This is a genomic window from Streptomyces hygroscopicus subsp. hygroscopicus (genome assembly GCF_030269125.1).
Lineage (GTDB): Bacteria > Actinomycetota > Actinomycetes > Streptomycetales > Streptomycetaceae > Streptomyces > Streptomyces hygroscopicus_C.
Genome location: NZ_BSSM01000005.1, coordinates 1 through 23,767, shown reverse-complemented (window position 1 = coordinate 23,767; position 23,767 = coordinate 1). Strand labels below are relative to the sequence as shown.

Genomic DNA, 23,767 nt, shown 5'->3' with positions numbered 1-23,767 from the left:
CCTCCCAGCTCCCGTTTCGACCCCGCAGGCCCCGGACCCGTAATCCGGGGCCTGATCTTTGCTGTCTGTCACCCAGCTCTGACCAAAGCCATTCCATCGAGTGAGCAATCGCCCATCCGGCTGACGTGGGCCGGGGCCGCAACTAGGGTGCCGCGCAAGCGTTCCGGCACCTGGCCCACCGGCACTGCGCACTTGGCCCACCGGCATTGCGTTGTCAGTGACGGATGCCACAGTGGGGGAGTGAGCAGCACCAGGACAGCACGGCATCGGCAGGGGAGGGGGTGAGGTCGGCACGTGACCGGAATCGGTGTGGAAGCGGGCGCGCAGGCCGCGCGCTCCCGGGCCCTCGCGGTGTTGCGGGTCCGGGGCCGGGCCCTGGGCGTGGCCGTGCTGCCCGCGGCCGCCGAGGTGATCCTGCTGGCCGGCGCGGCCACCGGCCACCTGGTCGGTCCGGGCTGGGACGCCGCCCGCTGGGCCGTGGGCGTCCTCGCGGTCCTCGTTTTGCTGGCCACCGCCGGCATCGCCCTGGTCGTCTCCCGCGCCCGCCCCGCCATGAGCCCCACGGTGCCGGTCGCGGAGGAGTCCGCCCCGGACCTCTACCGGATGGTGCGCGACCTCGCCGACCGGCTGGACGTCCCGGCGCCCTCCGCCATAGCGCTCACCCCGGACTGCGACAGCTGGCTGGAGGACCGCGCCCACGCGGCCCACGGCCCGTCCGTCCGGCAGACGGCGGACGAGGCGAGCCCACCCGGTGAGGGGCGCCGCTCCCCCCGCCGGGTCCCGGTCGCGCCGGTCCTCGTCATCGGCTCCCCCTTCCTGTGGTGGATGCGGGTCGGCGAGTTGCGCGCCGTCATCGCCCCGGTCGTCGCGGGCACGGGCCCCTCGGCGCACCCCGACATAGCCGCCGCCCGCCGTTTCGTGCGCGGCCTCGACGCCACGGTGGCCATAGCCGCCACGCCGAGGCGGGGCCCGCTGGCCCGCGGAGCCTGCGCGGTCCTCGGCCGGGTCGCCCGGCTGCTCCTGGGCGCCTGCGGTGAGCACGCGGCGCAGATGGAGCGCGGGGTCGCCGCGGCGGCCGCCGAGCGCGCGCAGACGGTGGACTACGGCCTGCGGATCGTCGCCCAGGAACAGGTCGGCCTCGCCTACGCGGGCTGGGACCGGCTGCTGACCCGCGTGGCACTGCCCGCCTGGCGCATGGGCCGCTGGCCCTCCCGTCTCGACGCGGGCGTGGTGGCGGCGCTCACCGAGCTGTCCCGGCGCGACCGGCTCGCGGAGGGGTTCGCCTCCCGCCTCGGGGAGCGGCCGGCCTGCGACCTGCTGGAGGAACCCGGCACCGTGGACGAGGCCGCCTCGCTGCTCGCCGCGCGCCTCTTCCACGGCGGCCCCGCCGGGGCCGGGTCCGACTGGGCGCCGGTGGACTGGCAGTCGTACCCGGAGGAGGTCGTGGACCGCACCTGGCGTGCCGACGCGGCCCGGCTGCACCGCGTCCTGGACTCCCTCGGCACCCGCCCCGCCCGGCACACGGCAGCCCCCACCCTGGCCCGCGTCCTGGACCACCTCGCCGAGTCCACGGGATGCGCCGCCGCCCCGGCGCACCCGGACCCGGACACCGGCCAGGGCCCCGCGGCGGACGAGGACGACCCCGGCACCGAACGCAGCGCGGTCCTCGCCGCCGGCCTCAGCGCCGAGGTGGCCCGGGAGGAGAACGCCGTACCCCACGGCGCCACCGCCGCCGGCCAGAGCCCGCCCAGCACCCTCTGGGACGGCGGCGCCCTGCCCCTCGTCCCCCTCCAGCCGCCGCGCACCGCCCGCGAACTCCTGACCGACCACGTCACGGCGATGGTGTGCTGCGCGGCCGTCGACACCGCGGGCGCGGCCCCCGCCCTCGACTGGCTGGACGGCCCGTCCCTGCTGCTGCACGGCGAGCGGGCGGCCGACCTGACCCCCAGGGTGCTGAGCCTGATCGAGGAGGGGGACCCGGGTCCGCTCCGCGACTGGCTGGCCGCCGCGGGCATACGCCCCGAGAAGCCGATACGTCTCGTCTAGAGGGCGTCGGCGCCTCGTTCGAGGGAGCCCCGGCTTCCACTTCAGGTCAATTCGCAACGAATAGTGACCGAGCCCGTGCGTCATGTGATGTGCTGGGAACCATCACGCACCTGGCAAAGGCATGCGACATACGACAGCCCGGCCGAGCACCGCGAGCACCGCCCACCACGAGGACACGGGGGGCTCGGGGAGGGGAGCGACCATGGCCTCGGACCACATCCGCCGCTGGGAGTCCGGAGCACTCGCGCACGCCGTCACGGATCCCTTCGGCCTGGGCCCGGTGCCCTGGCTGCGCGGCAGCGAGACCTACTTCGACGACACCGGCCATGTCGTGCCCTGGTACGTCGACGCCGTCCCCCAGCAGCACACCCGGGGCGACGCGCGCATCCCCGCGCCGCGCACGTCCCCCGGCGGACCCCGCTCGGCCGACGACGTGCACCGCCAGATCAAGGGCTTCACCGCCACCGGCGCGGTCGCGCCCGGCGAGGCGATCGACTTCCACATCACGGTCGACCCGCCGCAGGAGTTCTCCGTCGACATCTACCGGATCGGCCACTACGCGGGCGACGGCGCCGCCAAGATCACCACCAGCCCCCGGCTGTCCGGCATCGTGCAGCCCCCGCCGCTGGCCGCCGACCGCACGGTCTCCTGCCACCACTGGTGGCTGTCCTGGCGCCTCCAGGTGCCCTCCCACTGGAGCATCGGCGCCTACGTGGCCGTGCTGACCACCGCCGACGGCTACCGCTCCCACGTGCCGTTCACGGTCCGCGACGACCGCCCGGCCGATCTGCTCCTGCTGCTGCCCGACGTGACCTGGCAGGCGTACAACCTCTACCCGGAGGACGGGCACACCGGCGCCAGCCTCTACCACGCCTGGGACGAGCAGGGCGCCCTGCTCGGCGAGGCCGACGCGGCGACCACGGTCTCCTTCGACCGGCCGTACGCCGGCGCGGGCCTGCCGCTGCACGTCGGGCACGCCTACGACGTCATCCGCTGGGCCGAGCGCTACGGCTACGACCTCGCCTACGCCGACGCCCGCGATCTGCACGCCGGCCGGGTGGACCCCACCCGCTACCGGGGCCTGATCTTCCCCGGCCACGACGAGTACTGGACGCCGCCCATGCGCCGCGCGGCCGAGCGGGCCCGCGACCACGGCACCTCGCTGGTCTTCCTCTCCGCCAACTCCATGTACTGGCAGGTGGAGTTGGGGCCCTCGCCGTCCGGGACGCCGGACCGGCTGCTGACCTGCCGCAAGCGCAAGGGGCCGGGCAAGCCCGTGCTGTGGCGGGAGATCGACCGGCCCGAACAGGAGCTGATCGGCATCCAGTACGCGGGCCGGGTGCCCGAACCGCGCCCGCTGATCGTGCGCAACGCGGGCCACTGGCTGTGGGAGGCCACCGGCGCGCACGAGGGCGACGAGATCCCGGGCCTGGTCGCCGGCGAGGCCGACCGGTACTTCCCGCGCACCCCGCTGCCCGCCCACGACGAGCGCATCCTGCTCGCCCACTCCCCGTACCACGACACGACCGGCGCGCTGCGCCACCAGGAGACCTCGCTGTACCGCGCCCCGTCCGGCGCCTGGGTGTTCGCCTCGGGCACCTTCGCGTGGTCCCCGGCCCTGGACCGCCCCGGCCATGTGGACCCCCGCATCCAGCGCGCCACGGCCAACCTCCTGGACCGCATCTGCAAACGCGACTGAGCCGGCACCGGGTCCGTCCGACCCTGGCCGGAACCGACCACCCCGCATAAGGGAGAATCGAGGCACTTGGACAGAACCACGGGGAGGAACCGTGTCCGGATTCGTAGAAAAGCCCGAGCCGATCGAGGTTCCGGGCCTGGTGCACCTGCACACCGGAAAGGTGCGCGACCTGTACCGGAACGAGGCGGGCGACCTCGTGATGGTCGCCAGCGACCGCATGTCCGCCTACGACTGGGTGCTGCGCTCGGAAATCCCCGACAAGGGCCGCATCCTCACCCAGCTTTCCCTGTGGTGGTTCGATCAGTTGCGCGATCTGTCCCCCCACCACGTGATTTCCGACGAGGTACCCGAGGGCGCCCCCGCCGACTGGGCCGGCCGGACCCTGATCTGCAAGTCGCTGAAGATGGTCCCGGTCGAGTGCGTGGCCCGCGGCTATCTCACCGGCTCGGGCCTGGCGGAGTACGCCGAGTCCCGGACCGTGTGCGGCCTCGCCCTCCCCGAGGGCCTCGTCGACGGCTCCGAACTGCCCGCCCCGATCTTCACCCCGGCCACCAAGGCCGAGGTCGGCGAGCACGACGAGAACGTCTCCTACGAGGAGGTCGCCCGCCAGGTCGGCGCCCAGACCGCCGCCCAGCTGCGCCAGGCCACGCTCGCCGTCTACGCCCGCGCCCGGGACATCGCGCGCGAGCGGGGCATCATCCTGGCCGACACCAAGTTCGAGTTCGGTTTCGACGGCGACACGCTCGTCCTCGCGGACGAGGTCCTCACCCCGGACTCCTCCCGCTTCTGGCCGGCCGACCAGTGGCAGCCGGGGCGGGCCCAGCCGTCGTACGACAAGCAGTTCGTGCGCGACTGGCTGACCTCCGCGGAATCCGGCTGGGACCGGCGCGGCGAGCAGCCCCCGCCCCCGCTGCCCCAGCGGGTCGTGGACGCCACCCGCGCCAAGTACGTGGAGGCCTACGAGCGCCTGACCGGCACCAGCTGGTCCTGACCGCACGAAGAAGACCCCGGTCCAGTGGACCGGGGTCTTTTCTCGGAGCGGACGACGAGGCTCGAACTCGCGACCTCAACCTTGGCAAGGTTGCGCTCTACCAACTGAGCTACGTCCGCAGTGCGCCTTGGCGCAGGAGCAACTATACCCAACCTCGTCCGTGCGCGGGACACACTTCCGCGGACCGCTCCCCGGGCCGGGGAAGCGCGGCGGTCCCCGCGACCGGCACCCCGCCGCCGGCGCGAGGCCGCGGCAAGCCCTCCCCGGACGCCAACTCCCGCCGCCCGCAGGGGTTCCCGGTGTGCCGGCCCGGGTGATCTCGACGCGCCACCGGACGCCTGTGGACCCGGGCGCCCGCCCGAGCCTCCCCACAAGGACGGGCCGCGGACGGCCGACGGTGTGACGGCCTTCACACCCCACACCCCATTTCCCGCCCGGCCCGCGGCTTCGCCGTGAATCATGAATACCGGCGCACTGCACGGGAGTACGAAAAAACCCCGGTCACGAAGACCGGGGCTTTCCCTTGGAGCGGACGACGAGGCTCGAACTCGCGACCTCAACCTTGGCAAGGTTGCGCTCTACCAACTGAGCTACGTCCGCACTGCTCCCGACCGGCTCCCACCGATCGGTGCGAGCACCAGCCTACCTGATCCACAGGAGTGGTCGGGACGACCGGTGCCAGAGCGGGTGACAGGAATCGCACACTGCGCCTTCCCCCTGGAAGGGGGATGTTCTACTACTGAACTACACCCGCGTGATCCTCGGGGTTTCGGCCCTTTCGGCCTCGCCCCTCGGCGTGTCCCAGACATTAGCTGATCAACAGGGGGGTAGCGCAAGTCGGTTCCCCCGCCGGCCGTCCACGCGCCCCCGGACGGACCGCACGCACGGCCTCCAGGACCCGTCGGCGGGCCCTGGATCGCCGCCCTTCCAGGTGGGGCCGGGCGCCTCACTGCGCGGCGCTGAACGCCTCGTAGACCTTCTTGGGGATGCGGCCGCGCGCGGGCACGTCCATCTTGTTGGCCTGGGCCCAGGCGCGCACGGCCGCCGGGTCGGGGGCCACCTCGGTCTGCTTGTACGCCTTGCCGGAGCGCGACCGCTTGCGGCCGGCCTCGACGTAGGGCGCGAGCGCCTTGCGCAGTTTCTTGGCGTTGGTTTCGTTCAGGTCGATCTCGTACGACTTGCCGTCGAGTCCGAAGGCGATCGTTTCCGCCGCTTCCGAGCCGTCGATGTCGTCAAAGAGAGTGACCACGACCTTTTGCGCCACGAATATCGGTCCCTTCGTGCGGCACGTCGATACAGCTCACCGCGTTGACGTGCCGAGTATCGGCTATTGCCAATTCATTTGTACAGTGCCCGGCAATGCAAAGTGAAGCCCGACTAAATCCGTCCGCGTGTCCGAACGCAATAGCGGTTGCGGGCGGCGTGTCGAACTTTCCCAGAACTTTTCACGACGGTAGGGCTCCGACACCCGATCGTGATGCGCCTCACGTAGATTCCTCCAACTCTACTCGCGTAGAAATTTTGTGCGGGTAGTCTGAAGGAACCTGCTCAGCACCACACACCGGGAGTGCCAGTGGCACGCGTCGTAGTCGACGTCATGCTCAAGCCGGAGATCCTCGACCCCCAGGGCCAGGCGGTCCAGCGTGCGCTGCCGCGCCTGGGTTTCGAAGGGATCTCGGACGTCCGCCAGGGAAAGCGTTTCGAACTGGAAGTTGACGGGCCGGTCGACGAGGCCGCCCTCGCCCGCATCCACGATCTCGCGGAATCCTTCCTTGCCAACACCGTGATCGAGGACTTCACCGTCAAGGTGGAAGAGGGCGCGGAAGTCGAGGAGGCGGCCAAGTGACCGCTCGTATTGGCGTCGTCACTTTCCCCGGAAGCCTGGACGACCGGGACACGCAGCGCGCGATCCGTCTCGCGGGCGCCGAACCGGTCGCCCTGTGGCACAAGGACAAGGACCTCAGGCAGGTCGACGCCGTGGTCCTGCCCGGCGGTTTCTCCTACGGCGACTATCTGCGCGCCGGGGCCATCTCCCGCTTCTCGCCGGTCATGGACACGGTCATCGAGCAGGCGAAGGCCGGTCTTCCGGTCCTCGGTATCTGCAACGGCTTCCAGGTCCTCACCGAGGCGCACCTCCTCCCGGGCGCGATGCTGGGCAACGACCACCTCCACTTCATCTGCCGCGACCAGAAGCTGCGGGTGGAGAACGCGGAGACGGCCTGGACCGGCGACTACCGCCGGGGCCAGGAGATCCACATCCCGCTGAAGAACATGGACGGCCGGTACGTCGCCGACCCGTACACGCTCGACAAGCTGGAGGCGGAGGGCCGTGTCGTCTTCCGCTACGTCGACTTCAACCCGAACGGCTCGCTCAACGACATCGCCGGGGTCACCAACGAGGCCGGCAACGTCGTCGGCCTGATGCCGCACCCCGAGCACGCCGTCGAGCCGCTGATCGGTTCGGGCCGTACCGACGGCCTCCCCTTCTTCACCTCGATCCTCAAGAAGCTGGTCAACGCATGAGCCGGACGCCTCTGGACACGGTCGAGCACGCGGCCGCGACCCCCGACGTCGAGCTGCCCTGGGCCGAACTCGGCCTGAAGAAGGACGAGTACGAGCGGGTGGTGGAGATCCTCGGTCGCCGCCCGACCGGCGCGGAACTCGCCATGTACTCGGTCATGTGGTCCGAGCACTGCTCGTACAAGTCCTCCAAGGTCCACCTGCGCCAGTTCGGCGAGAAGGCGCCCGAGTCGGACGCGCTGCTCGTCGGCATCGGCGAGAACGCCGGCGTGGTGGACGTCGGCCAGGGGTACGCCGTCACCTTCAAGGTGGAGTCGCACAACCACCCCTCGTACGTGGAGCCCTACCAGGGCGCGGCCACGGGCGTCGGCGGCATCGTCCGCGACATCATCGCGATGGGCGCCCGCCCGGTCGCGGTCGTCGACCCGCTGCGCTTCGGCGCCGCCGACCACCCCGACACCAAGCGCGTCCTGCCGGGCGTGGTCGCGGGCATCGGCGGCTACGGCAACTGCCTGGGCCTGCCCAACATCGGCGGCGAGGTCGTCTTCGACGCCTGCTACCAGGGCAACCCGCTGGTCAACGCCGGTGCCATCGGTGTGATGCGGCACGAGGACATCCACCTCGCCAAGGCCTCCGGCGCGGGCAACCAGGTCATCCTGTACGGCGCCCGGACCGGCGGCGACGGCATCGGCGGCGCGTCGATCCTGGCGTCCGAGACCTTCGACGACGCGAAGCCCTCGAAGCGCCCCGCCGTCCAGGTCGGCGACCCCTTCCAGGAGAAGCTCCTCATCGAGTGCACCCTGGAGGCGTTCCGGGAGAAGCTGGTCGTCGGCATCCAGGACCTGGGCGCGGCCGGCCTCTCCTGCGCGACCAGCGAGCTGGCGTCCAACGGTTCCGGCGGCATGCGCGTGACCCTGGACGACGTACCGCTGCGCGACTCGACCCTGTCTCCCGAGGAAATCCTCATGAGCGAGTCGCAGGAGCGGATGTGCGCGGTCGTGGAGCCGGAGAAGGTCGAGCGCTTCCTCCAGATCTGCGAGAAGTGGGACGTCATCGCCACGGTCATCGGTGAGGTGACCGACGGCGACCGCCTGGAGATCTTCTGGCACGGCGGGAAGATCGTGGACGTCGACCCGCGCACGGTCGCGCACGACGGCCCGGTCTACGAGCGCCCGTACGCGCGCCCCTCCTGGCAGGACGAGCTGCAGGCGGACGACGCGAACAAGCTGCCGCGTCCGGCGACTTCCGAGGAGCTGAAGGACCAGGTCCTCAAGCTCGTCGCGTCCCCGAACCAGGCGTCCAAGAAGTGGATCACGCAGCAGTACGACCACTTCGTGCAGGGCAACACGGTGCTGGCGCAGCCCGAGGACTCGGGCATGATCCGCGTGGACGAGGAGACCGGCCTCGGCGTCGCCATCGCGACGGACGGCAACGGCCGCTACGCCAAGCTGGACCCGTACACCGGCGCCCAGCTGGCCCTCGCCGAGGCGTACCGGAACGTGGCCACGACGGGCGCGAAGCCGCTGGCCGTCTCGGACTGCCTGAACTTCGGTTCGCCCGAGGACCCGGCGGTCATGTGGCAGTTCGCGGAGGCGGTACGTGGCCTCGCGGACGGCTGTCTGCAGCTCGGCACGCCGGTCACCGGCGGCAACGTCTCCCTCTACAACCAGACGGGCGAGGCGGCGATCCACCCGACCCCGGTCGTGGCCGTGCTCGGTGTGATCGACGACGTCGCCCGCCGCACCCCGGTCGCCTTCCAGGAGGAGGGCCAGCTGCTCTACCTCCTCGGTGACACCCGCGAGGAGTTCGGCGGCTCGGCCTGGTCCCAGGTAATCCACGACCACCTGGGCGGCATGCCTCCGGCGGTCGACCTGGAGCGCGAGCGGCTGCTGGCCGAGATCCTGATCTCCGCCTCCCGCGACGGGATGATCGACTCCGCGCACGACCTCTCCGACGGCGGTCTGATCCAGGCCGTGGTCGAGTCGGCCCTGCTGGGCGACAAGGGTGCCCGCCTCGTCGTCCCCGACGGCCTGGACGCCTTCACCTTCCTCCTCTCCGAGTCCGCGGGCCGCGCCCTGGTGGCCGTGCCCCGCTCGGAGGAGGTCCGCTTCAACGACATGTGCGGCGCGCGCGGCCTCCCGGCCACCCGCATCGGCGTCGTGGACGGCGACTCGGTGGAGGTCCAGGGCGAGTTCGCCCTCCCCCTCGCCACCCTGCGCGAGGCCCACGAGGGCACGATTCCCTCGCTGCTGGCATAGGCGCGGCGGCACCCCGGGGCCCCGTCCGTCGAGCTGCGGCGGACGGGGCCCCGGGGTGTGCCGGCACCGGAAGGCCCACCCGGCGTGCCCCCGCGGCGCGACCGCGGGCCGAAATGCGTCGTCCCGGGGGACCACGCCGCATAGGCTCGCCCCCATGCCCCCCGCCAAGAAGCGTGCCCGTACGTACGACCCCGTCCGGATCCGTGCCGCGGTCCTCGATCAGTTGGGCGTGGTGCGGGATGCCGTACGCACGCTCGGTGAGGAGCGGTTGGCGGGGCCCACCCGGCTCGGGGACTGGACCGTACGGGAGTTGGTGGTGCACATCGGCATGGCGGTGAGCGCCGTGCACCGGGCGGTGGAGCAGCCCGCGCCGGGCACGGCGGATGCCGTGCTGCTCGACTGGCCGTTCGCGACCTCCGCCAGCTCCGCGGTCATCGACGCGTTCACCAGGGAACTCACCGCCGAGCATCCCGACCTGGACGCCTACCTGGCGGACGTCGACGCCTCCCTGCGCGGCCTTCTCGCCGAGCATCCCGGCAGCCGGCTGCTGCGCACCAACGCCGGCGCCCTCTCCCTGGACGACTACCTCGTCACCCGCGCCGTCGAACTCGTCGTGCACACCGACGACCTCAACGCCGCCGTACCGGGGCTGGACGTGTCGTACGACCGGCAGGCGCTCGCCGCCACGACCCGGCTGCTCGCCGACGCGCTCGCGGTGAAGGCGCCCGGGGGGTCCACGGAGGTGCGCGTGCCGCCGTACGCCGTGGTGCAGTGCGTCGAGGGGCCCCGGCACACCCGGGGCACCCCGCCCAACGTGGTGGAGACCGATCCGCTGACCTGGATCCGCCTTGCCACCGGGCGGGTCGGATGGCAGGACGCGGTGGACGCGGCCGAGGTCAGCGCGAGCGGGGAGCGGGCCGACATCGGGGGGCTGCTGCCGGTCATGTCCTGAGGGAACCGGGGGGGCGCGCCGCATCGTCGTACCGGTATGAAACGGCACAGAACGGCCGCAGGTCTCGCGCTCCTCGTGCCCCTGGCGGTGGCTTGTGGCGCCGCTCCCGCGCACAGTGGAGCGGTGACCGTCGACGAACCCCTGACCGGTGTCGAGTGGCGCGTCGTGAGCGTCGTCGCGGACGGAACGACGCATGCCGCGCCCGCGTCCGCCCGCCTCCGTATCGACGCGCGCGGAACCGCCGCCGGCAACCTCGGCTGCAACACCTTCAGCGCCCCGGTCGCCCTCCACGGCGACCGCGTCACCTTCGGGGAACTCCGCACCACCAAGATGGCCTGCGACCGTGCCCGGATGGCGTTCGAGCGGCTGCTCGGGGGACTGCTCGGCGGCCACTCGCTCACCGGCAGGGCCGAGCACGGCGCCCTCACGCTCACCACGGGTCACGGAGATCACGTCAACCTCACCCGCAGCACGCCCGAATGATGTGCGACACCTCACTCACGCATACGGCCAAACCGCCCCGCGAACGGCCGCGACGCGCCGAGCGGAACCCCGCCCACCGGCGGACACGCCGCGCTGACCTGCGGAAACAAGGAAACCGACAAGGTGATCCGTAAACCACCCGTCCGTTACGACCGCGTATCCCCAATTCGGACCAGTGGTCGACCTCGCCTACACTCGGTGCTGTGCCACGTGGTGACGGTCGACTCAATCACGACCTGCTCCCCGGTGAGAAAGGCCCCCAGGACGCGTGTGGCGTCTTCGGTGTCTGGGCTCCGGGTGAAGAGGTCGCAAAGCTCACGTACTTCGGGCTCTACGCCCTCCAGCACCGGGGTCAGGAATCCGCGGGAATCGCGGTCAGCAATGGCTCCCAGATCCTCGTCTTCAAGGACATGGGCCTGGTCTCCCAGGTCTTCGACGAGACCTCTCTCGGATCACTCCAGGGTCATATCGCGGTCGGACACGCCCGCTACTCGACCACCGGTGCCTCCGTGTGGGAGAACGCCCAGCCGACGTTCCGTGCCACCGCGCACGGCTCGATCGCGCTCGGCCACAACGGCAACCTGGTCAATACGGCGCAGCTCGCCGCGATGGTCGCCGAACTCCCGAACGAGAACAACAGCCGCTCCACCCGGGTCGCGGCCACCAACGACACCGACCTGCTGACGGCGCTGCTCGCCGCCCAGGTCGACGAGGACGGCAAGCCGCTGACCATCGAGGAGGCCGCCCAGCAGGTCCTCCCGAAGGTCCGGGGCGCCTTCTCGCTCGTCTTCATGGACGAGCACACCCTCTACGCCGGCCGTGACCCCCAGGGCATCCGCCCGCTGGTCCTCGGCCGCCTGGAGCGCGGCTGGGTGGTCGCCTCCGAGTCCGCCGCCCTGGACATCTGCGGCGCCAGCTTCGTGCGCGAGATAGAGCCGGGCGAGTTCGTCGCCATCGACGAGAACGGTCTCCGCAGTTCCAGGTTCGCGGAAGCAAAGCCAAAGGGCTGTGTCTTCGAGTACGTGTACCTGGCCCGCCCTGACACCGACATCGCCGGCCGGAACGTGTACCTCTCCCGCGTGGAGATGGGCCGCCGGCTCGCCAAGGAGGCCCCGGTCGAGGCCGACCTGGTCATAGCGACCCCGGAGTCGGGCACCCCGGCCGCCATCGGCTACGCCGAGGCGTCCGGCATCCCGTTCGGCGCGGGACTGGTGAAGAACGCCTATGTGGGCCGTACCTTCATCCAGCCCTCGCAGACCATCCGCCAGCTGGGCATCCGGCTGAAGCTGAACCCGCTCAAGGAAGTCATCAAGGGCAAGCGCCTGGTGGTCGTGGACGACTCGATCGTGCGCGGCAACACCCAGCGGGCCCTGGTGCGCATGCTCCGCGAGGCGGGCGCCGCCGAGGTGCACATCCGCATCTCCTCGCCGCCGGTGAAGTGGCCCTGCTTCTTCGGCATCGACTTCGCCACCCGCGCGGAGCTGATCGCCAACGGCATGACGATCGACGAGATCGGCACCAGTCTCGGCGCCGACTCGCTCGCCTACATCTCCATCGACGGCATGATCGACGCGACCACCATCGCGAAGCCGAACCTGTGCCGCGCCTGCTTCGACGGCGAGTACCCGATGGAACTGCCGGATCCGGAGCTGCTCGGCAAGCAGCTGCTGGAGACCGAGCTGGCGGCCGGTCCGGCCGAGACGGCCGCGGCCGACGCGATCCGCCGCCCGTAACACCCCGCAGTACGACACGAAAGCTCTCACAGTCATGTCTGAGACAACTGGTGCCAGCTACGCAGCGGCGGGCGTCGACATCGAGGCGGGCGACCGCGCCGTCGAGCTGATGAAGGAGTGGGTGAAGAAGACCCAGCGCCCCGAGGTGCTGGGCGGCCTCGGCGGCTTCGCCGGGCTCTTCGACGCCTCCGCCCTCAAGCGCTACGAGCGGCCCCTCCTGGCCTCCGCCACGGACGGCGTGGGCACCAAGGTGGACGTCGCCCGCCGTATGGGCGTCTACGACACCATCGGCCACGACCTGGTCGCCATGGTCATGGACGACATCGTGGTGTGCGGCGCCGAGCCGCTGTTCATGACCGACTACATCTGCGTCGGCAAGGTCCACCCCGAGCGGGTCGCCGCCATCGTCAAGGGCATCGCGGAGGGCTGTGTGCTGGCCGGCTGCGCCCTGGTGGGCGGCGAGACGGCCGAACACCCGGGTCTGCTCGGTGAGGACGACTTCGACGTCGCCGGCGCCGGTACGGGCGTCGTGGAGGCCGACCGGCTGCTCGGCGCGGATCGCATCCGCAAGGGTGACGCCGTGATCGCCATGGCGGCCTCCGGGCTTCACTCGAACGGGTACTCCCTGGTCCGCCACGTCCTGCTGAACACGGCGGGTCTCGCCCTCGAGTCGGAGGTGGCCGAGCTGGGCCGCACCCTCGGCGAGGAGCTGCTGGAGCCCACCAAGATCTACTCGCTGGACTGCCTGGCCCTGACCCGCACGGCCGAGGTGCACGCCTTCAGCCACATCACCGGCGGCGGGCTCGCGGCCAACCTGGCCCGGGTGATCCCGGACGACCTGCACGCCGTGGTCGACCGCGCCACGTGGACCCCGGGCGCGATCTTCGACCTGGTCGGCAGGACCGGGCACGTGGAGCGCCTGGAGCTGGAGAAGACGCTGAACATGGGCGTCGGCATGATGGCGGTCGTCCCGGCGGAGTCCACCGAGGTGGCCCTCGCGACGCTGGCCGACCGGGGCGTCGAAGCCTGGGTGGCCGGCGAGATCACCGAGCGCGGCGACAAGGACAGCGGCGCGGAGCTGGTGGGGGACTACGCGAACTGACGCCTACGGTGTGGTGCCCGCGGGACCTGCTCGCGGGTAGCACAGAAGCCGGTCGGTGGCTGTGCCACCGACCGGACTGGTGCTCAGTGCAAGGTCAAGCGCCGCGACGGTGTTGAGAGGGACCCTCGTCCTCGTCGTCGTCGTCCTCATAGAGGTCGGCGTAACGGGAGTAAAGGTCGTCCTCGTCCTCGTCATCGTCCTCGAACGGCTCGCCGTTCGGCGGCTGGCTCGAAGTTGATGCGCCCAGTTCACTGGCCAGACGTGAAAGGTCAGTCCCACCGCTGTTGTACTTCAGCTGGCGGGCGACCTTTGTCTGCTTGGCCTTGGCCCGGCCGCGCCCCATGGCTCGACCCCCTCGGTGACGGGGCTCGACGGCCCCAGAGTCTGACACGCGTTCATGATCTGGATCGGACTCTCCATGGAGAGGCCGGTCCGTAGGGCTTCCACGGTACCTGAGCCCGCGCCCATACGGTACGTCGCCCGCAGCACGCGCGTGTGCACAGAACCTTCGAGGCGCCCCGTCCTCGCTGGTCAGTGGCGATTTTAACCACTTATCGGGGAACGACCCGCCGATGGAAGTGAGAGTTCTCTCTAAGCCGTCCTCGGCGGGTACCGCTCCTGTGTACGCGTTCATGCGCGCCGAGTCATGCGCGCGGCCGGTTCAGCGAGCGGTGCGGCCCGCGCGCGCCTCGGCCATCCGCTGCTCGGCGATCCGGTCGGCCGCGGCGGCCGGCGGAATCCCGTCTTCCTTCGCACGTGCGAATATGGCCAGCGTGGTGTCGAAGATCTTCGCCGCCTTGGCCTTGCACCGCTCGAAGTCGAACCCGTGCAGTTCGTCGGCCACCTGGATGACCCCGCCCGCGTTCACCACGTAGTCCGGCGCGTAGAGGATCCCGCGGTCGGCGAGGTCCTTCTCCACGCCCGGGTGGGCGAGCTGGTTGTTGGCCGCGCCGCACACCACCTTGGCGGTGAGCACCGGCACGGTCTCGTCGTTCAGCGCGCCGCCGAGCGCGCAGGGCGCGTAGATGTCCAGGCCCTCGACGCGGATCAGCGCGTCGGTGTCCGCGACCGCCGTCACACCCTCGTGCTCGTCGAGGATCCGCTGGACGGCATCCGGGCGGACGTCCGTGATCACGACCTTCGCGCCCTCGTCCAGCAGGTGGCGCACCAGGTGGTGGCCGACCTTGCCGACCCCGGCGACACCGACCGTGCGGTCGCGCAGCGAGGGGTCCCCCCACAGGTGCTGGGCGCAGGCGCGCATGCTCTGGTAGACGCCGAAGGAGGTGAGCACCGAGGAGTCGCCGGCGCCGCCGTTCTCCGGGGAGCGGCCGGTGGTCCAGCGGCACGCGCGGGCCACCACGTCCATGTCGGCCACGTAGGTGCCGACGTCGCAGGCGGTGACGTAGCGACCGCCGAGGGAGGCCACCATCCGGCCGTACGCGAGGAGGAGCTCCTCGGTCTTGTCGCGCTCAGGGTCGCCGATGATCACGGCCTTGCCGCCGCCGTGGTCCAGGCCGGCCATGGCGTTCTTGTACGACATCCCGCGCGCGAGGTTGAGCGCGTCGGCGACGGCCTCGGCCTCGGTCGCGTACGGGTAGAAACGGGTACCGCCGAGGGCCGGGCCCAGAGCGGTGGAGTGGAGCGCGATCACGGCCTTGAGGCCACTGGCGCGGTCCTGGCAGAGCACGACCTGCTCATGACCGCCCTGCTCCGAGTGGAACAGGGTGTGCAGGACATCAGCAGGCGCGCCGGTTACGTCGGTCACTGTGGTGACTCCTGTGTACTAGCGGCGAGTGGGGATCGGCTCCCGTACGGGTGGCGGGAGCTGGTGGGATGAGCGTAGAGCCTCCGTCCGAGCACCGTCCGCGCAGTGGTGAGGATCACTCGCACGGGGCCACCGCACCCCCCTGACCGTGGCACGATTTGCAGTGTTTCGAGCCGGGTCCGAAGGGGAGGGAGCAGGCGTGCCGAAGGTGTCCTCCGTGGTCGTCCCCTATGCCGCCTATCTGCGCGTGTACGAGCCGCTGGGCGCCTTCCCCGAGCCGGAGCGCGGGCACTGGGCGCGTTACGCCCGACGTCGGGAGCGGCCCTCGTACCAGGACGAGCTGCGCCGCTCCCTCGCCGACCTGGTGCCGACCCCGCCGGTCGCGGTGCCGGTGCAGGAGAGCGGCGACGCCTTCGTGCTGGAGGTCGACGGGGTGCTCTGCGTGTGCCCCTGGCGGACCCGGTTGCGCGGCTGGCAGGCGCTGGAGGAGTTCGGCGAGGAGTTGCCGCCGCCGGTGCTGGACGCGGTGCTGCCGCCGGTGGTGCGCCGGCAGGCGGCGCTGGACTACGAGCGCTGGCTCGCCCGCAACCCCGACGCGCGCCCGTGGATCCGCACGGCGACCTGGCAGGTGCCGCTGAACTGGTTCGTGCTGGTCGCGGACGAGGAGCGGCAGTACGACAAGGGGACCGCCGAGGCGCCTCCGGTGCTCCGCTACCGCACGCCCATGGTGCAGGCCCGGCGCCGGGTGGCGCGGACGCTGCGCACCCTGAGGGACACCATGGAGGAGGGGCCGCTGATCGACGGCCTGGTGGACGTCGGCCGCTGGCTGGAGGAGTTCCATCCGCGCTCGCTGGTGGAGCTGGACTACGGCGGCCTCGTGCATGTGCTGCCGGCCGGCGAACTGGAGGACGACCACTCGGCGGCGGACGTGGCCGAGGGCGTGGAGGCGCTGCGTCTGGGCGACGGGGCGGCGGCCGGGGAGGCGTACGCGCGGCTCGTGGAGCGGTGGCGAGCGGTGCGCGACCGGCGTTCGGCGAACTGACGTTCAAACAGAAGTAGCCGGAAAGTGACGTGCGCCACAGCTGAGACGGTGTCGAACGGCGTACGGTCAACCGCGTTTCACCCAACTGACGGGCCGTCGGCTCGGATCTGGGCGTTTGTGCCGAGAATGCCCTAAGGGTGATGAACTACACGTACAGGGCCCTTGCGTCTCTTCCCCCTCCTCATGCCAAAATAGGACAAGGAGTCCGGGGAGGGTTCCTTCCGTCCACGTGTGGTGCACTGTGGGCGGAATCTCTGCATTGCACGCTTTGGGGGGTCCGGTGCCTCCTGATCGCCACTGTGACTGATCGTCACAGTGGCGTGACTGTCCGCTATGGCATGGTCCATCGGCTTCCGTCGCTGATGAACACCTGGGAGGGCAATTCCATCGGTTTGGCCGACCGGGCTGGACAGATGGTGTAGTTGTAGTGCCGAGGACAAGCCGTTCGTCCTATAACCGACTCGACTCGCGTCCGCCATTTCGGGCAACGCGGGTCAAGGTGCAGAATTTAGAGGAAAGAACCGAGAAGGTTCGGTTCTCCCGAGGAGGCCGCTCATGACCGCTCGCACCCCTGATGCCGAGCCGCTGCTGACCCCGGCTGAGGTCGCCACCATGTTCCGTGTCGACCCCAAGACGGTCACGCGGTGGGCGAAGGCCGGCAAGCTCACGTCGATCCGCACGCTCGGCGGGCACCGCCGCTACCGCGAGGCCGAGGTCCGCGCCCTGCTCGCGGGCATCCCGCAGCAGCGCAGCGAGGCCTGACCGAGCAGGCGGAACAACTGAAAACAGGGCGAAACGGCAGGTCCCCCAACTTGCCGAGCCGCCCGGAACCCTAGCTTCAAGCGACGCGGGACCTGCCCCAACAGGCCCCACGCCCAAGCCGAAAAGAACGTTGTAGGCAAGCGACACAGGGTGCGTCGTCGATCGCGCTGGACTCCGCCGGGTCCAGCGCGATCTGTTTTGTGCGCTGGTCGGGTGCGGGGCGGGGGCCCGGCGGGCGGTGCGGGGAGTTCCCGGGAGGCACTCCGGGCAGCGTGCAATTGCACATATTAAATTGACTTGTTGTAGGACGGGTGTAAGTGCCGGGGTTCTGAAAAATCATGCGGTGACACCCGTCACATGCCGGGCTACTTGTTGCCTCGGGCATCCGTGCGCTAGGGGAAGCACTGGTTCCAGTGTCCCCTGTGTCAACGGGAGTTGAGGCTTCCGTTGGTCACGGCGTGCGGGGTCCTTGGTCCTCGGCGCGCTTCCTGGGGCCCGCGTCCATCGCCAGCCGCAGCAGGTGGTGGCAGACGGGACAGTGACGGGTGAGGTGCCGGTACGACGAGGCGGCCGCGAGATGCGCTCTCAGCAGCGCCCGCGTCTCGTGTCTGACCGATGTCGCCATGTCCGCCTCCCCGGACCCCGCCCTGAACCGGGCCCTGCCCCTTTGGGTACCGAGGGAACCGAACGCCGTCAAGGCCGCGCGCCGACGGGGAGGCGTCCGGAAGCGCCCAGGAGGAGGCGGGTGGGGTTCTGGTGGGGTTTGCTGGAATCCGTTGGCCTCGGGCGTCGTTGCGGACGCGTCCGGGCCGGGGATCCCGGCGCGGTGGGGCCGGCGGCCGGACGGGCCGGGGCGGTCGGGCGCGAGCCCGGAGGAGGGTGGGGTCCACGATCCCCGGCTGACGCCGGCGAGTGCGGTGGGGTATGAGTGAGGCCCGCCATCCCTGACGGATGCGGGCCTCTACTTCACTGCGGTCCTGACGGGATTTGAACCCGCGGCCTCCACCTTGACAGGGTGGCGAGCACTCCAAACTGCTCCACAGGACCAGGTTTCGCGGCGCTTTGTTTCTTGCGTTGCGCTGCGAGATGAGACTGTACAGGAGGTGAGGCCGCCTGGTCGAACTCACCCCCTGTGAGCGATCGGTTACGGGGCGGCCGCGTCGATCGCCTTCACGATCCGCTTGTCGGAGACGGGGTACGCCGTGCCCAGCGCGTGGGCGAAATAGCTGACCCGCAGCTCCTCCAGCATCCAGCGGATGTCCAGGACCTGCTGCGGAACCGGCCGCCCCTGCGGAAGCTGCTCCAGCAGCCAGGCGTACTCGTCCCGCATCTCGTGGACCTTCTCCATGCGCGTGGTGTCCCGCTGCACGTTCGCCGGCATCTGCTGAAGCCGCCGGTCCGCGGCCACCAGGTACCGCATCAGATCGGGCAGCCGCCGTATCCCCGCCCACGTGACGAACCCCGGCTTCACGAGCGCGTCCAGCTGCTTGCGGACGTCCGTGAGGTTCGCGAGCAGCGCGGGGCTCCGCACCGTCTTCAGGCGCCGCTCACAGGCCTGCCACGCGGCGAGCACCTGCTGCACCTGCCCGACCGTGCGCACGGTGGTGTCCACGATCTCGGCCCGCACCTTGTCGTACAGCTTCCGGTACGACTCCTCGTCCCACGCCGGACCCCCGAAGTCCGCGATCAGCTTGTCCGCGGCGGCCATCGCACAGTCGTCGAAGAGCGCCTGGACGGAGCCGTGCGGGTTCGCGGACAGCCCCAGCTTCTGCTGGTTGGAAAGCTTCTCGGAGGCGAACTTGGCCGGGTTCACCGGGATGTTGCGCAGGATCAGCCGCCGGGTGCCCCGCCACATGGCCTCCGCCTGCTCGGCCTCCGTGTCGAAGAGCCGCACGGAGACCGTGTCGCCGTCGTCCACCAGCGCCGGGTACGCCTTCACCGGCTGCCCGGCCCGGCGTGTCTCGAAGACCCGGCTCAGCGTGCCGATCGTCCAGTCGGTCAGCCCCGAGCGCTCCAGCGCCGGGCCGCCCTCGCGGGACGCGGTCGCCGCCGCGGCCTGGGAGAGGGCCTTGCGCGCCTTCGGCTTCAGGCTGAGCTTGAGTGCCTCCAGGTCCTTGTCCTCGGCCAGCTTCCGGCGCCGTTCGTCGACGATCCGGAAGGTGATCCTGAGGTGGTCGGGGACCTTGGCCCAGTCGAAGTCCTCCGCCTCGAACGGCACCCCGACCATGCGCTTGAGCTCTCGGGCCATCGTCACGGTCAGCGGCTCCTGGAGGGGCACCGCCCGTTCCAGGAAGGCCTTCGCGTAGTTCGGCGCGGGCACGTAGTTGCGCCGGATCGGCTTGGGCAGCGACCGGATCAGCTCCGTGACCACCTCTTCCCGCAGGCCCGGGATCTGCCAGTCGAAGCCCTCGTCCGTGACCTGGTTGAGGACCTGGAGCGGGATGTGCACGGTCACACCGTCCGCGTCCGCGCCCGGCTCGAACTGGTAGGTGACCCGGAACTTCAGCGCGCCCTGCCGCCAGCTGTCCGGATAGTCGGCCTTGGTGACCGCCTCCGCGGACTCCCGGATCAGCATCTCCCGCTCGAAGTCCAGGAAGTCCGGCTGTTCGTTCCGCTTCCGCTTCCACCAGGAGTCGAAGTGCGCCCCGGAGACGACGTGTTCGGGCACCCGCTGGTCGTAGAAGTCGAACAGCGTGTCGTCGTCCACCACGATGTCGCGGCGCCGCGCCCGGTGCTCCAGCTCCTCGACCTCGCTGAGGAGTCTGCGGTTGTCGGCGTAGAACTTGTGGTGGGTGCGCCAGTCGCCCTCCACCAGCGCGTTGCGGATGAACAGCTCGCGGGAGACCTCGGGGTCGATCCGGCCGTAGTTCACCTTGCGCTGGGCGACGATCGGCACGCCGTACAGCGTGACCTTCTCGTACGCCATCACGGCCGCCTGGTCCTTCTCCCAGTGTGGTTCGCTGTACGTGCGCTTCAGCAGGTGCCCGGCGATCGGCTCGACCCACTCGGGCTCGATCCTGGCGTTGACCCGTGCCCACAGCCGGCTGGTCTCCACCAGCTCGGCCGACATCACGAACTTGGGCTGCTTGCGGAACAGCGCCGAGCCCGGGAAGATCGCGAACTTGGCGTTGCGGGCGCCCAGGTACTCGTTCTTGTTGCCCTCCCGTACGTCCTTCATCCCGACGTGGGAGAGGAGGCCGGCCAGCAGGGAGACGTGCACGCGGTCGGCGGGCGCGTCGTTCTCGTCGAGGTGGATGCCCATCTGCTTGGCCACGGTCCGCAGCTGGGTGTAGATGTCCTGCCACTCGCGGATGCGCAGGAAGTTGAGGTACTCCTGCTTGCACATCCGCCGGAACGAGCTGGAGCCGCGCTCCTTCTGCTGCTCGCGGATGTACCGCCACAGGTTGAGGTAGGCGAGGAAGTCGCTGGTCTCGTCCTTGAAGCGGGCGTGCTGCTGGTCGGCCTGCGCCTGCTTGTCGGCGGGGCGTTCGCGCGGGTCCTGGATGGACAGGGCGGCCGCGATGACCATGACCTCGCGGACGCAGCCGTTCCTGTCGGCCTCCAGCACCATGCGGGCCAGGCGCGGGTCGACGGGCAGCTGGGCCAGCTTGCGGCCGGTGTCGGTGAGCCGCTTGCGCGGGTCCTTCTCGGCGGGGTTCAGCGCGCCCAGCTCCTGGAGCAGCTGTACGCCGTCGCGGATGTTGCGGTGGTCCGGCGGGTCGATGAAGGGGAACTTCTCGATGTCGCCGAGGCCGGCCGCGGTCATCTGCAGGATGACGGAGGCCAGGTTGGTGCGCAGGATCTCCGCGTCCGTGAACTCCGGCCGGGCGAGGAAGTCGTCCTCGCTGTACAGCCGGATGCAGATGCCGTCGGAGGTACGGCCGCAGCGGCCCTTGCGCTGGTTGGCGCTGGCCTGGGAGACCGGCTCGATGGGCAGCCGCTGGACCTTGGTGCGATGGCTGTAGCGGCTGATCCGGGCGAAGCCGGGGTCGATGACGTACTTGATGCCGGGGACGGTGAGGGAGGTCTCGGCGACGTTCGTGGCCAGCACGATCCGGCGGCCGGTGTGCTGCTGGAAGACCCGGTGCTGCTCGGCGTGCGACAGCCGCGCGTACAGCGGCAGGATCTCGGTGAACCTGTACTTCTTCTTCTCCAGCGCGTCCGCCGTGTCGCGGATCTCCCGCTCGCCGGAGAGGAAGACGAGGATGTCGCCCTTGCCCTCGGCCTGGAGTTCCTCGACCGCGTCGCAGATCGCGGTGATCTGGTCGCGGTCGGCGTCCTCGGACTCCGCTTCGAGGAGCGGCCGGTAGCGCACCTCCACCGGGTACGTCCGGCCGCTGACCTCGATGATCGGGGCGTCGCCGAAGTGCCGGGAGAAGCGCTCGGGGTCGATGGTCGCCGAGGTGATGACGACCTTGAGGTCCGGCCGCTTGGGCAGCAGCTGGGCGAGGTAGCCCAGCAGGAAGTCGATGTTGAGGGACCGTTCGTGCGCCTCGTCGATGATGATCGTGTCGTAGGCGCGCAGCTCGCGGTCGGTCTGGATCTCGGCGAGCAGGATGCCGTCCGTCATCAGCTTGATGAAGGTGGCGTCCGGGTTCACCTGGTCGGTGAAGCGCACCTTCCAGCCGACGGCCTCGCCGAGCGGCGTGCGCAGCTCCTCGGCGACGCGCTCGGCGACCGTGCGGGCGGCGATCCGGCGGGGCTGGGTGTGTCCGATCATGCCGCGGACGCCACGGCCCAGTTCCAGACAGATCTTGGGGATCTGGGTCGTCTTTCCGGAACCGGTCTCACCGGCGACGATGACGACCTGGTGATCGCGGATGGCCGCCGCGATCTCGTCCTTCTTCTGGCTGACGGGCAGCTGCTCGGGATAGCCGACGGGCGGCACGCGCAGGCGCCGGTCGGCCATCCGGCCCGCTGCCTTGTCGATCTCGCCCTCGATCTCGGCGAGAACGGCGTCACGGGCCTCGGGCTTACGAATCTTGCGCGCGCCCTCGAGCCGCCGCCCGAGCCGGTGCGCGTCACGCAGCGACAACTCGGTCAGACGGGCGGCGAGGGAGCCGAGGGCGGGGGCTGGATGCGTAGACATACGCGATCCAGGATCTCACCTCGGCCGAAAGACGGTCGACCGATTTGACGCCGGTCCGGAACGACGACGGGCACCTCCCACGGCAGGATGCCAAAGTTCCCCTATGTCCGATTCGCGATGGACGGCGTTCAAGCGGTCCCCCTTCCTCCCCGCCACGGTCCTGATCCTCCTCATCGCCGCCGCGGCCGGTCTCTTCGCGGGCTCCTACACCTACGCCATGGCGAATCCCACCCCCCACCGCATCCCGGCCGCGGTCACCGGCGCCTACGGCCGGCCACCGGCCCGCACCTTCCTCGCCGGCATGGAACGCGCCCTGTCGGCCTCGCTCAGGCTGCACCCGTACGAGGACCGCGCGGCGGCCGTCCGCGCGGTGAACCAGCAGCGTGTCTTCGCCGTGGTGGACGCGCCCGCGCACGGCGGCCCGGTCCGGCTGGACGTGTCCGCGGCCTCCGGGGCGACCGTCGCGCAGATCCTCGGGCAGGCCGCGGTGAACGTGGGCAGGGCCACCGGGACCCCCGTCGTCCTGAACGACCTCAAGCCGCTGCAGAAGGGCGACCCGCGAGGGCTGGCGATCTTCTACGTCTCGCTCGCGGCCGTGGTGATCGGCTTCATCGGCGCGATCCAGCTCAGCGTGCACGCGCGGGCGCTCGACCCCCTGGAGCGCATCGCCTTCACCGCCGGGTACGCCCTGCTCGGCGGGTTCACGATCGCCGCGGTGGTGGACTGGTGGCTGGGCGCCCTGCGACTGCCGTTCGCCGAGTCATGGCTGATCCTCGCGCTGACGATGTTCACGTCCGGCATGGTGTTCACGATGTTCAACACGCTGTTCGGACGCTGGGCCATGCTGCCGACCTGGGGCCTGATGGTGCTGCTCGGCAATCCCTCGTCCGGCGGCGCCGTCTCCTGGCCGCTGCTGCCGTCCGCGCTCGGCACGATCGGCCGCTGGCTGCCGCCCGGCGCCTCGGTGAACGCCCAGCACACGGCGGTCTACTTCCGGGGCGACCAGCACGCCTTCCCGTTCCTGGTGCTGGCCGGCTGGTCGGCCCTCGCCTGCGCGATCTTCCTGACCTGGCGCCACCGCCACCCGGGCGGCCGCCCGGCGGACCCGGCCTAGGTGTGCTGTCCCGGGACGTTGGTGACACGCGCGCTGGGTGCTTGAACAGGTGAGGGCCTTCTGGGTTCGGTGTGGATTGCGAAGTCTGCACCGACGTCCAGGAGGCCCTCGTGTCCCACCGTAACGCCCCGCTGACGCCGACCGGGAGGCTGCGTCTGGCCCGGTGTGTCGTGGACGACGGCTGGCCGCTGCGGCGGGCCGCGGAACGCTT

General features: G+C 70.6%; 18 protein-coding genes, 4 tRNA genes and 1 pseudogene. 14 read left to right on the top strand and 9 right to left on the bottom strand.

The window, feature by feature from the left end:
• The first annotated feature begins 294 nt into the window (after nt 1-294).
• The 3 genes from QSK45_RS13175 (at nt 295) to QSK45_RS13165 (ending at nt 4,736) form a co-directional block, all read left to right on the top strand.
• Complete coding sequence (locus tag QSK45_RS13175) at nt 295-2,046, top strand: M48 family metalloprotease (protein ID WP_285556385.1); 1,752 nt, start codon at nt 295-297, stop codon at nt 2,044-2,046.
• Nucleotides 2,047-2,248: 202 nt separating this feature from the next.
• A complete protein-coding gene (locus tag QSK45_RS13170; RefSeq protein WP_285556383.1) occupies nt 2,249-3,745 on the top strand; it encodes a N,N-dimethylformamidase beta subunit family domain-containing protein in 1,497 nt (498 codons plus the stop codon).
• A 91-nt stretch (nt 3,746-3,836) separates the two neighbouring features.
• Entirely contained in the window at nt 3,837-4,736 is a 900-nt protein-coding gene (locus QSK45_RS13165) for a phosphoribosylaminoimidazolesuccinocarboxamide synthase (RefSeq protein WP_285556381.1), read from the top strand.
• A gap of 46 nt (nt 4,737-4,782) precedes the next feature.
• On the opposite strand, the gene QSK45_RS13160 is transcribed toward QSK45_RS13165, so the two are convergent.
• The 4 genes from QSK45_RS13160 to QSK45_RS13145 form a co-directional block, all read right to left on the bottom strand.
• Nucleotides 4,783-4,855 (bottom strand) — tRNA-Gly (locus tag QSK45_RS13160).
• Nucleotides 4,856-5,260: 405 nt separating this feature from the next.
• Nucleotides 5,261-5,336, bottom strand: a tRNA-Gly gene (locus QSK45_RS13155).
• Between the two features lie 82 nt (nt 5,337-5,418).
• Nucleotides 5,419-5,490 (bottom strand) — tRNA-Gly (locus tag QSK45_RS13150).
• Between the two features lie 192 nt (nt 5,491-5,682).
• A complete protein-coding gene (locus tag QSK45_RS13145) occupies nt 5,683-6,000 on the bottom strand; it encodes a histone-like nucleoid-structuring protein Lsr2 (protein ID WP_031164632.1) in 318 nt (105 codons plus the stop codon).
• A gap of 309 nt (nt 6,001-6,309) precedes the next feature.
• On the opposite strand from QSK45_RS13145, the gene purS reads away from it, so the two are divergent.
• The 7 genes from purS (at nt 6,310) to purM (ending at nt 13,784) form a co-directional block, all read left to right on the top strand.
• A complete protein-coding gene (purS, locus tag QSK45_RS13140; RefSeq protein ID WP_285556377.1) occupies nt 6,310-6,582 on the top strand; it encodes a phosphoribosylformylglycinamidine synthase subunit PurS in 273 nt (90 codons plus the stop codon).
• Nucleotides 6,579-7,259: a phosphoribosylformylglycinamidine synthase subunit PurQ gene (purQ, locus tag QSK45_RS13135; protein ID WP_285556376.1), complete on the top strand. Its 681-nt coding sequence runs from the start codon at nt 6,579-6,581 to the stop codon at nt 7,257-7,259. Before purS ends, purQ begins: the two co-directional genes overlap by 4 nt.
• Nucleotides 7,256-9,514 carry a phosphoribosylformylglycinamidine synthase subunit PurL gene (gene purL / locus QSK45_RS13130; protein ID WP_285556374.1) on the top strand — a complete coding sequence of 753 codons (2,259 nt, stop codon included), beginning with the start codon at nt 7,256-7,258 and terminating at the stop codon, nt 9,512-9,514. Before purQ ends, purL begins: the two co-directional genes overlap by 4 nt.
• A gap of 154 nt (nt 9,515-9,668) precedes the next feature.
• Complete coding sequence (locus QSK45_RS13125) at nt 9,669-10,466, top strand: maleylpyruvate isomerase family mycothiol-dependent enzyme (RefSeq protein ID WP_285556372.1); 798 nt, start codon at nt 9,669-9,671, stop codon at nt 10,464-10,466.
• A 123-nt stretch (nt 10,467-10,589) separates the two neighbouring features.
• Nucleotides 10,590-10,949, top strand: coding sequence for an META domain-containing protein (locus QSK45_RS13120; RefSeq protein ID WP_285556369.1), 360 nt, complete (start codon nt 10,590-10,592; stop codon nt 10,947-10,949).
• 203 nt (nt 10,950-11,152) lie between these two features.
• Nucleotides 11,153-12,682, top strand: coding sequence for an amidophosphoribosyltransferase (gene purF / locus QSK45_RS13115; protein ID WP_285556367.1), 1,530 nt, complete (start codon nt 11,153-11,155; stop codon nt 12,680-12,682).
• A 34-nt stretch (nt 12,683-12,716) separates the two neighbouring features.
• Nucleotides 12,717-13,784 (top strand): phosphoribosylformylglycinamidine cyclo-ligase, encoded by a 1,068-nt coding sequence (purM, locus tag QSK45_RS13110; RefSeq protein WP_285556365.1) that lies wholly within the window; start codon nt 12,717-12,719, stop codon nt 13,782-13,784.
• 94 nt (nt 13,785-13,878) lie between these two features.
• On the opposite strand, the gene QSK45_RS13105 is transcribed toward purM, so the two are convergent.
• Nucleotides 13,879-14,127 carry a DUF3073 domain-containing protein gene (locus tag QSK45_RS13105; protein WP_285556363.1) on the bottom strand — a complete coding sequence of 83 codons (249 nt, stop codon included), beginning with the start codon at nt 14,125-14,127 and terminating at the stop codon, nt 13,879-13,881.
• Between the two features lie 318 nt (nt 14,128-14,445).
• Nucleotides 14,446-15,549 (bottom strand): Leu/Phe/Val dehydrogenase, encoded by a 1,104-nt coding sequence (locus QSK45_RS13100; RefSeq protein ID WP_285556361.1) that lies wholly within the window; start codon nt 15,547-15,549, stop codon nt 14,446-14,448.
• A gap of 199 nt (nt 15,550-15,748) precedes the next feature.
• Between QSK45_RS13100 and QSK45_RS13095 the strand changes: the two genes are divergently transcribed.
• Nucleotides 15,749-16,591 carry a DUF8083 family protein gene (locus QSK45_RS13095; protein WP_285556359.1) on the top strand — a complete coding sequence of 281 codons (843 nt, stop codon included), beginning with the start codon at nt 15,749-15,751 and terminating at the stop codon, nt 16,589-16,591.
• A 555-nt stretch (nt 16,592-17,146) separates the two neighbouring features.
• Nucleotides 17,147-17,353, top strand: a complete 207-nt coding sequence (gene bldC, locus QSK45_RS13090) for a developmental transcriptional regulator BldC (RefSeq protein WP_003949541.1) — start codon at nt 17,147-17,149, stop codon at nt 17,351-17,353.
• A 451-nt stretch (nt 17,354-17,804) separates the two neighbouring features.
• On the opposite strand, the gene QSK45_RS13085 is transcribed toward bldC, so the two are convergent.
• The 3 genes from QSK45_RS13085 to hrpA form a co-directional block, all read right to left on the bottom strand.
• On the bottom strand, nt 17,805-17,978 hold the full coding sequence (locus QSK45_RS13085) for a DUF6274 family protein (protein WP_285556357.1): 174 nt from the start codon (nt 17,976-17,978) through the stop codon (nt 17,805-17,807).
• A gap of 347 nt (nt 17,979-18,325) precedes the next feature.
• A tRNA-Asp gene (locus QSK45_RS13080) sits at nt 18,326-18,400 on the bottom strand.
• A 97-nt stretch (nt 18,401-18,497) separates the two neighbouring features.
• Complete coding sequence (gene hrpA / locus QSK45_RS13075; protein ID WP_285556355.1) at nt 18,498-22,442, bottom strand: ATP-dependent RNA helicase HrpA; 3,945 nt, start codon at nt 22,440-22,442, stop codon at nt 18,498-18,500.
• A gap of 103 nt (nt 22,443-22,545) precedes the next feature.
• On the opposite strand from hrpA, the gene QSK45_RS13070 reads away from it, so the two are divergent.
• Both QSK45_RS13070 and QSK45_RS13065 read left to right on the top strand, forming a co-directional pair.
• Nucleotides 22,546-23,556 carry an ABC-2 transporter permease gene (locus QSK45_RS13070; RefSeq protein WP_285556353.1) on the top strand — a complete coding sequence of 337 codons (1,011 nt, stop codon included), beginning with the start codon at nt 22,546-22,548 and terminating at the stop codon, nt 23,554-23,556.
• Nucleotides 23,557-23,666: 110 nt separating this feature from the next.
• Nucleotides 23,667-23,767 (top strand): annotated as a pseudogene (locus QSK45_RS13065) (leucine zipper domain-containing protein); the annotation flags it as partial.

Bases quoted from the DNA above. Each gene is read 5' to 3' on its own strand.
- QSK45_RS13105 (WP_285556363.1), bottom strand. From the start codon at position 14,127: ATGGGGCGCGGCCGGGCCAAGGCCAAGCAGACAAAGGTCGCCCGCCAG.
- QSK45_RS13085 (WP_285556357.1), bottom strand. From the start codon at position 17,978: ATGGCGACATCGGTCAGACACGAGACGCGGGCGCTGCTGAGAGCGCAT.
- QSK45_RS13170 (WP_285556383.1), top strand. From the start codon at position 2,249: ATGGCCTCGGACCACATCCGCCGCTGGGAGTCCGGAGCACTCGCGCAC.
- QSK45_RS13125 (WP_285556372.1), top strand. From the start codon at position 9,669: ATGCCCCCCGCCAAGAAGCGTGCCCGTACGTACGACCCCGTCCGGATC.
- QSK45_RS13070 (WP_285556353.1), top strand. From the start codon at position 22,546: ATGTCCGATTCGCGATGGACGGCGTTCAAGCGGTCCCCCTTCCTCCCC.
- bldC (WP_003949541.1), top strand. From the start codon at position 17,147: ATGACCGCTCGCACCCCTGATGCCGAGCCGCTGCTGACCCCGGCTGAG.
- purM (WP_285556365.1), top strand. From the start codon at position 12,717: ATGTCTGAGACAACTGGTGCCAGCTACGCAGCGGCGGGCGTCGACATC.
- hrpA (WP_285556355.1), bottom strand. From the start codon at position 22,442: ATGTCTACGCATCCAGCCCCCGCCCTCGGCTCCCTCGCCGCCCGTCTG.
- purL (WP_285556374.1), top strand. From the start codon at position 7,256: ATGAGCCGGACGCCTCTGGACACGGTCGAGCACGCGGCCGCGACCCCC.